At 68.0% G+C, this 11992-nt stretch carries 9 protein-coding genes; 7 read left to right on the forward strand and 2 right to left on the reverse strand.

What is annotated here, in order from left to right; all coding sequences use genetic code 11:
- Both ABD369_RS27900 and ABD369_RS27905 read right to left on the reverse strand, forming a co-directional pair.
- A partial coding sequence (locus tag ABD369_RS27900; RefSeq protein ID WP_344639315.1) for a condensation domain-containing protein occupies positions 1-912 on the reverse strand: 912 nt, incomplete at its 3' end.
- 28 nt (positions 913-940) lie between these two features.
- Positions 941-2974 carry an AMP-binding protein gene (locus tag ABD369_RS27905; RefSeq protein ID WP_344639316.1) on the reverse strand — a complete coding sequence of 678 codons (2034 nt, stop codon included), beginning with the start codon at positions 2972-2974 and terminating at the stop codon, positions 941-943.
- A gap of 187 nt (positions 2975-3161) precedes the next feature.
- On the opposite strand from ABD369_RS27905, the gene ABD369_RS27910 reads away from it, so the two are divergent.
- The 7 genes from ABD369_RS27910 to ABD369_RS27940 all read left to right on the forward strand — a co-directional run.
- Positions 3162-4079 carry an LLM class F420-dependent oxidoreductase gene (locus ABD369_RS27910; RefSeq protein WP_344639317.1) on the forward strand — a complete coding sequence of 306 codons (918 nt, stop codon included), beginning with the start codon at positions 3162-3164 and terminating at the stop codon, positions 4077-4079.
- Positions 4080-4244: 165 nt separating this feature from the next.
- A complete protein-coding gene (locus ABD369_RS27915; RefSeq protein ID WP_344639318.1) occupies positions 4245-5978 on the forward strand; it encodes an ABC transporter ATP-binding protein in 1734 nt (577 codons plus the stop codon).
- A complete protein-coding gene (locus tag ABD369_RS27920) occupies positions 5975-7792 on the forward strand; it encodes an ABC transporter ATP-binding protein (RefSeq protein ID WP_344639319.1) in 1818 nt (605 codons plus the stop codon). Before ABD369_RS27915 ends, ABD369_RS27920 begins: the two co-directional genes overlap by 4 nt.
- 134 nt (positions 7793-7926) lie before the next feature.
- Complete coding sequence (locus tag ABD369_RS27925) at positions 7927-8955, forward strand: thioesterase domain-containing protein (RefSeq protein ID WP_344639323.1); 1029 nt, start codon at positions 7927-7929, stop codon at positions 8953-8955.
- Complete coding sequence (locus ABD369_RS27930; protein WP_344639320.1) at positions 8945-10594, forward strand: NAD(P)/FAD-dependent oxidoreductase; 1650 nt, start codon at positions 8945-8947, stop codon at positions 10592-10594. Before ABD369_RS27925 ends, ABD369_RS27930 begins: the two co-directional genes overlap by 11 nt.
- On the forward strand, positions 10587-10793 hold the full coding sequence (locus ABD369_RS27935; RefSeq protein WP_344639321.1) for an MbtH family protein: 207 nt from the start codon (positions 10587-10589) through the stop codon (positions 10791-10793). Before ABD369_RS27930 ends, ABD369_RS27935 begins: the two co-directional genes overlap by 8 nt.
- Before the next feature lie 175 nt (positions 10794-10968).
- A partial coding sequence (locus ABD369_RS27940; RefSeq protein WP_344639322.1) for a beta-ketoacyl synthase N-terminal-like domain-containing protein occupies positions 10969-11992 on the forward strand: 1024 nt, incomplete at its 3' end.

The following is an 11992-nucleotide window of genomic DNA, read 5'->3' on the forward strand; positions in this document are numbered from 1 at the left end:
CGTGGGGGCGCCCCGGCGCGCGAGCCCGACGAGTGCGGCCGACAGCCCGGCGTCCAGCCCGACCGAGAGGCGGCCGCCACGGAAGGTCTGCGCCGACGGACGCGGACGGTCGAACGGCAGCTTCAGTTCGGGGAGTTCACCGCCGAGCTGCTCGCGCCAGAACGACAGGCCGCGCTCCGCCTCCGCCTCGGTGAGCCACCGGCTCTCCCGGCGCACCTGCTCCGAGAAGCCGGTGTCGACGGGTGGCGGCAGCTCGCCGCCCTGGGCGGTGGAGGCCCTGTAGACGGTCAGCCACTCGTCGACGATCACGTCGATGGACCAGAGGTCCGCCGCGATGTGGTGGACGACCAGCACCAGCACGGGCAGCTCGTCCGTCGGACCGGTGCGGATGAGCGCCGCCCTGACCGGGAGTTCCCGCTCCAGCTCGAACGGGCGGTCCATGAACGCTTCGACGGTGCTCTCGACCAGTTCCTCGGTCGTGGTCTCCTCGACCAGGACCCGTTCCGGCACCTGGCCGGCCCGCTGCCTCGACTCGCCGTCCCCCCAGGTGTAGGTCGTCCGCAGGATCGCATGGCGTCCCATCACCGTGCGGAGTGCCGAGTCCAGCCGCCCGGCATCGACCGCACCTCGGGCGCGCGCGGCGAAGGCGAGGTTGTAGGCGACGCTGTCCGGGGTGAGCCGCTGGTGCAGCAGGAGGCTCTGCTGGCCCGCGGTGAGCGGATGCGGCCGGGCGGCCTCGCCCGAGCGCTCCAGATGCGCCACGATCTCGTCGCGGCGCGAGCGCACCAGGGCGAGCAGCGCGGGCGCGAGCGCCTCCTGCGGTCCCCGGCACTGCAGTCGGCCCTGTTCCAGGAAGACCCGGATACCCTGGGCCGCAAGCGAGTTCACGAACTCGTGGATGTCGTCGGGCATCGCCGTCCCGTTCCCCCTGTCACACTCATCAGCCCAGATCCACCTGGACATCGGTGCTCACCCGCAGCTGCTTCGCCTCGTCCCGGCCGAGGAGGGCTGCGAACTCCTCGACCGTGTGCACCGCGGCCACATCGGACAGCGTCAGCCGGTGCCCGAGCCTGGTGTTCAGATCGCCGAGCAGCTGCGCCGCCTTGAGCGAGTCCCCGCCGAGCTCGAAGAACCGGTCGTGGATGCCCACCCGCTCCACTCCCAGGACCCGGCCCCACGCATCGGCGACGGTGCGCTCGATCTCGTCCCGCGGCGCGGTGTACGGCGTGCGGGCACGGTCCTCACGCGGGTACTCGCCGGCAAGATAGGCGGCGCGGACGGCGGACCGCTGGAGCTTGCCGCTGGAGGTCCGCCGGATTCCTCCGCGCGGAACGAAGACGATCTCCCGCACGGCGATCTCGTGGAGCTCTCCGACCCGGTCCCGGACGGCCTCGGCGATCGCCGAGCGCTCCTCCTCGCTGGTCCGCGGGGCCGCCGCGAGGGCCAGCACCAGCGCCTCCTCGCCGTCCGCACTGACCGAGAACGCCACGCAGCGGCCGCTCGAGATCCGCGGATGGGCCTGTTCGGCGGTCCTCTCCAGGTCGTGCGGGTAGTGGTTGCGGCCGCGAAGGATGATCAGATCCTTCAGCCGGCCGGTCACGAACAGCTCGCCGGCGCGCAGGAATCCGAGATCGCCGGTGCGCAGGAACGGGCCCTCGCCGGTACCGGCGAGCGATGCGCGGAACACCGAGTCGCTCTCCTCCGCGCGGCGCCAGTACCCCTGAGCGACACTCCCACCGCTCACCCAGATCTCACCCACCGTGCCCGCCGGGCAGCGTTCCAGCGTCCCGGGATCCACGATCTCGACACGCTGCCGGGGATCGGCGCTAGCACCGCATCCCACGACCACACGCGCCGTCGCCCCCGGCGCCGCCTCGCGCACCTGGTTCCGTTCGAGCTCCGCGGCGTCGAGCCGCGCCAGGGACGAGCCGCCGGTCTGCGCCGTCACGACCAGCGTGTTCTCCGCCAGCCCGAACGAAGGACGGAAGGAATCCCTGCGGAATCCGGCCGGAGCGAAAGCCCGGGCAAACCGCGACATCGTTTCGGAACGCACCGGCTCGGCCCCGGAAATGGCGACCCGCCACTGGCTCAGATCCAGCGTGGAAATCTCTTCGGGAGCCGATTCGGCCGCCTGCGCGGCCAGCTCGTAAGCGAAATTCGGTGCAGCGCTGACATAAGCACCGTAACGGGACATCGTACGCACCCAGCGCAGCGGATCCCGGAGAAAGGCGAAGGGTGCCAGCAACCGCGCCCGGCCACCGCAGAAGAGGGCCATGAGGATTCCGCCGATGAGCCCCATGTCGTGATACGGCGGCAGCCAGAACACCCCGTTCATCCGGCCCTCGACGCCATAGGCGTCCCGCCCGGCGCGGAGGTTCTCCAGCAGGTTGCGGTGCGAGAGCATGACGCCCTTCGGCTGCCCCGTCGAGCCGGAGGTGTACTGCAGCACGGCGAGGTCCCCGGGTGCGATGTCGGGCGCGACCCAGGTGTCCGCGAGGGCCGGATCGACGGCCGGGGAGACGATCCGCTCCACCGCGGCGACCTCGCTCCGCAGGGACTCCCCCAGCGTGCCGGCCGTCTCGTCGTCGATCAGTACGCAACTGGGCTGTGCGTCCGCCACGATCGCGCGGATCCGCTCCAGGCCGCGGTTCAGCCGCGTCGTCTCCGGCGGATACGCGGGCACCGCCACCGTTCCGGCCAGCATGCTCCCGTAGATGCCGACGACGTAGTCGAGCCCGGGGTGGTTGAGAACGAGGACGCGGTCCCCGCGCTTCGCGTTCTGCTGGATTCGCGCCGCAAGCGCGCGGGCGCGGCGGTGGAGCTCCGCATTGGTCAGTGATTGCTCGCGCCAGGTGTCGCAGTCGAGGAATCCGTCGAGAAAGGTGTAGGTAATGCTCTCCGGTTCGTGTTCGGCGCGCCACCGCAGCAGGCCATTCAGATCCTCGGTGCCCGGACCGGCACTCTTCTTCGACATGGCCTGACCCTTCGTAAAACTACCTTCCTGCGGGTCAGGCTACCGATGACGACTGAAGCACCCGTGAAATCCCACTGCGGGCCAGTGAAGCGGGACTGCGCCGTCACCGCCGGCCGTCCTCACGGCAGGTGTTTCGGGCTAGCGTGACGGACACACGACCACGCTAGCCTGCACGAGGGGTCTCACGATGCGTCTTGGACTGACAGTTCCCGCCTTCCGATGGCCCGGCGGCCCCGCGCAGATCGGCCTGCACCTCGGCCGGATCGCCCGCACTGCCGACGAACTCGGCCTGGCCAGCCTCTGGGTGATGGACCACTACTTCCAGGTCGCCATCAACGGCCGCGCCACGGATCCGATGATCGACGGGTACTCCGCGCTCTCCTTCGCGGCCGCGCACACCTCCCGGATCAGACTGGGCACGCTATGCACGGGTGTGACGTACCGTCACCCTGGCCTGCTCGGCAAGCTCGTCACCACGCTGGACGTCCTCTCCGGCGGCCGCGCGTACCTGGGCATCGGCGCCGCGTGGTACGAGGAGGAGCACGCCGGCCTCGGGGTCCCCTTCCCGCCGCTCGGCGAGCGTTTCGAGCGACTGGAAGAGACCCTGCAGATCATTGGAAAGATGTTCAGCGGCGACGAGACCCCCTATGCCGGCCGGCACTACCAGCTGGCCCGGCCGCTCAACTCTCCGCAGCCGCTCGGCCGGGTGGACGCCCGCCGCCCCCACCCGCCGATCCTGATCGGCGGCGCTGGCGAGCGCAAGACCCTGCGCCTCGTCGCGCAATACGGCGACGCCTGCAATATCTACGACTCCGCCGACCTCCCGCGCAAGCTCGCGGTGCTGCGCGAGCACTGCGAGCGGCTCAACCGCCCGTACGAGGAGATCGAGAAGACCGTACTGACCCGTTTTACCCTGGCGAACGATCCCCGGACCAACCCCGACGCCTCCGTCGATCACCTCGTACGACTCGCCGAACTCGGGGTCGACCACGCGATAGTCGCCTTCCCGGGCGTCCACACCGACGGTGCCATCGGAGCCCTCGCTGAGGTCGCCGCCAAGATCGCTGACGTTGTTCCTCTCGGCCGCCAGGCCGCCTCTCTGTGATGAGGCTGGTAAGGCCGCGCCCACCGTGCACAACCCCCCAGAAGCTCGAAGCCGACAACCGGACTGGCGCCTCGTTACCGGTGGTCAAGTTGGTTTCGTCAGCTGAGCCCTGGCTCGATAGGGCAGACTGCCCTTCGCTGATCATGTCACGAGAGGAATAGTGCCGTGCTGGGCCGACTCCTAAGCACCCATATGCGCCCCTATACCACTTCCGCGGCGCTAGTCGTGGTTCTCGAACTCATACAGTCCTTCGCCGCACTCACTCTGCCGGCACTCAACGCCGACATCGTCGACAACGGCGTGGCGAAGGGCGACGGCGGCTACGTGGTGCGACTCGGCGCAGTGATGCTCGCTGCCACGCTCGTTCAAATCCTGAGCGCGATCTCGGCTTTCTACGTCTCGGTGCGAACCGCCGCCGCGCTGGGACGTGACCTGCGAGCAACCGTCTTCCGGCGGGTACAGGAGCTGTCGCTTCGTGAGGTCGGGCGCTTCGGCGCGTCGTCACTACTCACTCGAACTACCAACGATGTCCAGCAAGTTCAATCGCTAGTGCTGATGATCCTCACGATGATGGTGACCGCACCGATCGTGGGCATCGGCGGTGTGCTGATGGCATTTCACCAAGACGTACCAATGTCCTTGCTCGTCGTGGTAACCCTGACCACGCTAGTCCTCGCCTTCGTCTTGATCCTGCGCCGGATGGGACCGCTGTCCGCCTCCCAACAGAAACTCATCGATCGGGTCAACCGCACCCTGCGCGAGCAGATCACCGGAGTCAGAGTGGTCCGGGCGTTCGTGCGGGACCGGCGGGAAGGTGAACGGTTCGGCGCGGCCAACACTGAGTTGAGGGACGTCGGGTTCCGACTCGGCCGGGTCCAGGCTTTCATGAACCCGAGCGTCCTGTTGATCATCGAGTGCTCGAACATCGCGGTGCTGTGGTTTGGCGGCCACCGGGTGCACGACGGCTCGATGCAGGTTGGCTCACTTATCGCGTTGCTCAACTATCTAGTTCAGATCCTGCAGGCAGTGTTGCTGGCCACCATGGCCTTTCAGCTCGCCCCTCGCGCCAGGGCTTGCGCTGAACGCATCCAAGAGGTTCTGGTCGCCGAGTCCAGTGTCAAGCCAGCGCAAATCCCGGCCACCGAGCTGGAGTCAAAGGGACTGTTGGAGCTCCAGGACGTTGTCTTCCGCTACCCAGGTGCTGAGGTGCCTGTGTTGCGCGGCGCCAATCTGGTCGCCCGCCCTGGCGAGACCACCGCAATCATCGGTTCTACCGGTAGCGGCAAGTCGACGCTGCTCAGACTGGTGCCCCGCTTGTTCGACACCGACTCCGGCAGTGCTCGAGTCGGCGGTGTAGACGTGCGCGACCTCGACCCGGACATCCTGGCAAGCACGGTGCGCCTCATCCCCCAGAAGCCTTATCTGTTCTCCGGCACGGTCGCCTCCAATCTCCGCTACGGCGCTCCAGATGCCGACGACGAGCAGCTCTGGCAGGCCCTTGAGATCGCGCAGGCTCGTGAGTTCGTCGAGGCGCTTCCTGCCGGTCTGAACCATCCGATCACTCAGGGCGGCCGGAACCTCTCTGGAGGCCAGCGACAACGACTGGCCATCGCCCGTGCTCTGGCAGCCCGTCCAGATATCTACCTTTTCGACGACTGCTTCTCCGCCCTCGACTACGTCACTGACGCAGCCGTGCGGAGTGCCCTGGCCCGTGAGACGGAGAACACGACGGTCGTCATCGTGGCCCAGCGAGTGTCCACCATCCGCGACGCCGACCACATCGTCGTCCTTGACGAGGGACAGGTCGTCGGTACCGGTACCCACACCGAACTGCTCCGGAACAACTCGACCTACCAGGAGATCGTCTCCTCCCAGCTCGCCGAGGAGGATGCCGCGTGAGCACCGCCAATACCGCTGCCCGGGTGGCGAAGAAGCCCGGCAGCAAGCCGCAGGCTTTTCGACGCTCTGCGCTGCGGCTGCTCCGAACGATGAGGCTGGATCGAAGCCTTGTCGCCTTCGCTCTTCTGGCCGCTGGCGCCAGCGCCCTGCTGGCGGTGACCATCCCGCGACTACTCGGCCACGTCACCGACCTCATCGTGATGGGAGTCGCTGGTCGGCGAGAGGCGGACTTCGGGAGAATCGGCGAGGTGCTGCTGGTCTCCACCGTCGTGGTGCTGATCGCCTCGCTCTTCGCACTCGCTCGCGGCCGACTTGCTCAGCGCGTCTCGCAGCGTACGGCCCACCGGCTTCGCTCAGAATGTCAGGCCAAACTCGCCCGGCTTCCGCTGAGTTACCTCGATAGTCAGCCTCGCGGTGAGGTACTCTCCCGGGTCACCACTGACGTCGACAACATCGCGCTCACCCTCTGGCAGATCCTCACCCGGCTGATCAACTCGCTACTCCTCGCGGTCGGCGCTCTGACGATCATGCTGTGGATGTCCCCGCTGCTCACCCTCTGCACGCTGGGCACGATCCCACTGGCCGCCACACTGACTAAGTTCTTTGCCCGGCGGGCGCGGCCACAGGCCGTCCGGCAATGGGACGCCACCGGCGAGCTCAACTCCTATGTCGAGGAGATGTACAGCGGACACGAGCTCGTGAAAACCTACGGCACCGCAGAGACAGCGACTGAGGCTTTCTCCAAGCGCAACGAAACCGTCTATCGAGCCGGTTACCGTGCCCAGTTCCTGTCCGGGATCATCGGGCCTGCCATCGATTTCATCGGCTATCTCAGCTTCGTGTTGATCGCCGTCCTCGGCGGCCTGCAGGTGTCTTCAGGAGCCATGACGATCGGCGTGCTGCAGGCGTTCATCAGCTACACGCTCCAGTTCAACAACCTGATCGGACAGATGGCCTCGTTGACCAACATAGTTCAGTCCGGGGTCGTTTCCGCCGAGCGAGTCTTCCAGCTGCTGGACGCCAAGGAGCAGCACCCGGATCCGCAATCCCCCGAGCGGCCTCACCGGATCACCGGACAAGTGGAGTTCGAGAAGGTCTCGTTCAACTACGAGCCTGGCAAGCCACTGATCGAGGACCTCTCACTGACCGTCGAACCCGGACGGACCGTCGCCATCGTCGGCCCCACCGGAGCCGGAAAGACCACCCTCGTTAACCTTCTGATGCGATTCTACGAGACCACCAACGGCAGGATCACACTGGATGGTACCGATATCCGCCTGATGAACCGGGAAGAGCTGCGGTCCAACATCGGAATGGTTCTGCAGGACACCTGGCTGTTCGCTGGAACGATCGCCGACAACATCTCCTACGGACTGGCCGGTGCCTCCCGCGAGGAGATCATCGCCGCCGCTCGGGCCACACATGCAGACCGGTTCATTCGCACTCTTCCTGATGGCTACGACACCGTCCTGGACGAGGACGGCTCGAACCTCAGCGCGGGTGAGCGGCAGCTCGTGACCATCGCACGCGCCTTTCTCCTCCGCCCCGCCCTGCTCATCCTGGACGAGGCCACTAGCTCGGTGGACACTCGCACCGAAATGCTCATTCAGCGGGGCATGACATCGCTGCGCGAGGGCCGCACGAGCTTCGTCATCGCACACCGGCTATCGACCATCCGCGACGCCGACACGATCCTGGTCATGGAGGCAGGCCAGATCGTCGAGCAGGGAGCCCATCACGAGCTAATAGCCTCGAACGGCCCCTATGCTCAGCTCTTCGCCGCCCAGTTCACCCGCGAGCCGGTCGCGGACTGAGCAAGCCGGCCGCCGATCCCCTTGCACGAAGCCGTACTTCATTCGGGCGTAGTGAGATTTCACGGCCGTTTCAGTCGGCATCCGTAACGTGGCGGTCGAACGAGCAACCAGTGAGGGAGTCGGCTGTGACGTCGATGTACGACCGACCGGAGTCGGTGAGCACGGACTACGTGGAGCCGAGGACGCCGGCCGAGCGGTCGGTGGTGGGTGTGCTGGAGGAGGTGCTGGGGATCAGCCCGGTCGGGGTCGAGGACGACTTCTTCGACCTGGGCGGCGACTCCCTGACGGCCCTTCAGGTGGCGGAACGGGTGTCCGAGGAGCTCGGCGTCGACCTGCCGCACCAGATCATGCTCGACGCCCCCACGGCGGCGGGCGTGGCGGCTTTCGTCGAGACGGCCGGGGCGGCGGCGCAGGGCGGGGCCTCACTGGTCACCCTCCGGGAGGGAGACGCGGCCCGGTCGCCGTTCTTCCTGCTGCACCCGGTCGGCGGAAGCGTGTACTTCTACCGGGAGCTGAGCCGGTGCCTGCCCGCACAGCTGCCGGTCTTCGGCTTCCAGGCCGCCGGCCTGCGGGACGGCGCCGAGCCCCTGGGCACCGTCGAGGAGCTGGCCGCGCGCTACCTGGCAGAGCTGCGCGGCGTCCAGCCGACCGGCCCGTACGCGCTCGGCGGGGCGGCCTTCGGCGGTCTGGTGGCCCTGGAGATGGCCCAGCGGCTGCACGCCGAGAGGGAGGCCGTCCGGCTGCTCGCGCTGTTCGACACCCCCGGGCCCGGGCAGATGCCGCCCGACCGGCACGGCGTGCTGACCGACGAGGAGGCCGAGGCACTGCTCGCCGAGCGGATGTCGGCCGAGGGGCTGACCGCGGTGAAGGACACGTACGCCCGGGAGATCCTCGAGGTGTACCGGACCAACGTCCGGGCCCTGCACGCCTACCGGCCAGCCCCGTACCCGGGGGAGATCCTCTACTTCCACGCGCAGGAGCGCCGGGAGGGGATCGACCCGGCCCGCCCCGACCTGGCCTGGGCCGAGCTGGCCCTGGGCGGGTTGGACATCCGGGTCCTCCCCGGCGACTACAGCACGATGTTCGGGCCCCGCAACGCCGAGGCCGCCGCCCGGGTGCTGACCACGAAGCTCGGGCTGGACCGGACACCCGATGGGCGATGACCCGGACGTCGACTGCGACGTACTGATCATCGGGGCCGGGCTCGCCGGCGGCTCGCTGGCCCGCCAGCTGAGCCTCGAACAGCCCGATCTGCACGTGGTGGTGGTGGACCGGGCCACCGAGTTCCGGCCGGGCATGGACGAGCCGTCCGGGGAGGAGTTCTCCAACTACGCGAACCGCGTGCTGCGCATCGGCCCCTACCTGCGCAAGCACCACCTGGTGAGTTCCGGTCTGCGGTACTTCTTCGACTCGCCCGGCCGGGATCTGCCGATCGACCGGATGTCCGAGATCGGCGGCCGGACCCCGCACCCGATCCCGACCTACCTGATCGACCGGCCGGCGGTCGAGCAGGCCCTGTGCGAGCTGAACCGCGCGAAGGGCGTACGCGTCCTGCTGGGCACCGAAGTGCCCTCGGACGGTGCGATCTCGCTCGACGGGGAGCACGGGCACCGGGTGCGGACCACCGGCGGGACCATCCGGTGCCGGTGGCTGGTCGACGCGGCTGGCGAGGAGTCGCCGATCGCCCGCATGCTGGATTTGGCACCCGAGGACGACCGCAACCCGATCGGCGCCGCCTGGGCGCGTTTCGACGGCTGTCTGTCCCTCGACGAGCTCGGCAGCAAGCCGTGGCGCGGGCGGGTCCCGCACTGGGGCCGCGGAGCCTCGCCGGCGTACTTCATGTACCGCGGCTACTGGATCTGGCTGATCCCGCTGTCCGAGTCGCAGTACAGCATCGGCGTCACCTTCGACCGGCGGCACGTCAGCCCACCGGTGGCCTCCGCCGAGGAGCTGCTCGGCTTCCTCCGCGAGCACCGGGCGATCGCCCAGATCCTCGGGCCGCGACCGCGGCCGGAAGGCTTCGGGACGCAGCGGAGGTTCTCGCGTTTCGCGCAGGAGCAGTTCTCGGTGCAGCGCTGGTTCCTGACCGGGAGCGCCGGCACCGTGCTCGACCCGATGTTCGCCGCCTCGTCCTGGATGTTCACCGAGAACAACAAGCTGATCGGCGAGTTCATCAAATCCGACCGCGCCGGTCGTACCCACGAACTGCCGGGCATGGTGCACCACTTCCACATCCGGATGCGCAGCCGGTTCAAGAAGCTGCTCAACTCGCCCGGCCACTACCTCTCCCGGGGCTCCTTCGACGCCTGGTCCGCCTGGTTCGCCCTGCGTCAGCGGGTCTACTACAACCGCATCGTGCCGGATGCGCTGGAGGACCACCGGATCCTGCTCCAGTTCAGCCGCACGCACGGCACGGACTGCGATTGCGACGCGCAGGTGCTGGCGGGCAAGCTGGCCCGGCTACTGGAGTCCGCCGATCGGCTCACCGAGGAGTTCGTCGGGCTGCTCGACCGCCAGGAGGCTTTCCACGCCCGGAACCAGGGGATGTTCCTGGACTCGCGTTCCTTCGACCAGGACGAGGTGCTGCTCGGCAAGGTCTTCGGCCGGCGCGACTGGACGGCGGAGATCCCCGCGGACGAGCGGACCTACGAGATCTTCTGCCGCACCCTGGTCCACCGGCTGACCGAGCTCTCCGGCGAGTCCTGGGACGAGGCCGGTTTCAAGGCGGCGTTCGACCCGGACTGGGACAGCCGCCAATCGCTGGCGGAGATGTACACCAGAACAGGAGCAGACCATGACTGAGGACGAGACCGGCGCCCAGTACCGAGTCGTCGTCAACCACGAGGAGCAGTACTCGATCTGGCTCGCCGACCGGGCCAATCCGGACGGCTGGCGGGACGCGGGGCCGACCGGCTCCCGGGACGAGTGCTTGCAGTGGGTCGACGAGCACTGGACGGACATGCGGCCGCTGTCACTGCGCGGCGGCCCGGTACGGCCCTGACCCGGGGCCGCGGAGCGGTGCACGGATGGACGCCCTGGCGCTTTCACGAGCGCTAGGGCGTCTCCGGCTGTTGACGAATTATCAGATCTGCGTTCCGGGGCAGTCAGACTTCACAGTCACTCCAGTCCTCGTCATTAGGGTGCTTGTCATCTTCCTACGTGAACGGATGTCGTCGATGAGCATGGAACACATCGCCGTCGTTGGGCTCGCTCTGCGTGTACCGGGTGCCGACAACTACGCCGAGTTCTGGCGGAATCTCGTGGCGGGTACCGAATCGATCTCCCGCCTCAGCGATGACGACGTGCTTGCCGTGCACGGAGATCCGGCCGTCAGCGGGAATCCCGACCTAGTGAAGGCCAGTGGGATCCTCGACCGGATCGACCAGTTCGACCCGGGCTATTTCGGCTTCACCGATCGCGAGGCCGAGCTGATGGATCCGCAGCAGCGGGTCCTGCTCCAGGCGGCGGTGGAGGCGATCGAGGACGCCGGACACCGCGCCGCCGGGGAGAAGTCGGCGATCGGGGTGTTCATGGGCGTGGGCCGCAGCGGCTACGCCATGCACCACCTGATGCCCCGAGCGGATCTGCTCGCCTCGTTCGCCCGGCAGATCTCCCTGTTCAACGACAAGGACTACGCGGCCACCCAGATCTCCCACCGGCTCGGGCTGACCGGTCCCAGCATGACGCTCTCCACTGCCTGCTCCACCTCCCTCGTCGCGGTGCACCAGGCGTGCAACAGCCTGCTGGGCTTCGAGTGCGACCTGGCCCTGGCAGGTGGTTCGAGCATCAACGTGCTGCAGAACGGCGGTTACCTGTACCAGGAGGGGAACATCTTCTCCCCCGACGGGCACTGCCGCGCCTTCGACGCCGAAGCAGGTGGAACCGTCGGTGGCAGCGGGGTCGGCGTGGTGGTGCTGAAGCGGCTGTCGGACGCCCTGCGGGACGGCGACCCGATCCGCGCCGTGATCCGTGGCTCGGCCGTGAACAACGACGGATCGGACAAGGTCGGCTTCACCGCCCCCAGCGTCAGCGGCCAGGCCGCCGTGATCTTCGAAGCCCAGCAGACCGCCGACGTCGACGCCAGGTCGATCGGCTACATCGAGGCGCACGGGACGGCGACCTCACTGGGCGACCCGATCGAGGTCGCCGCACTGACCGAAGCCTTCCGGGAGTCGACCTCCGAGACGGGCTTCTGCGCCC

The sequence above is a fragment of the Kitasatospora cystarginea genome (genome assembly GCF_039533515.1).
Taxonomy (GTDB): domain Bacteria; phylum Actinomycetota; class Actinomycetes; order Streptomycetales; family Streptomycetaceae; genus Kitasatospora; species Kitasatospora cystarginea.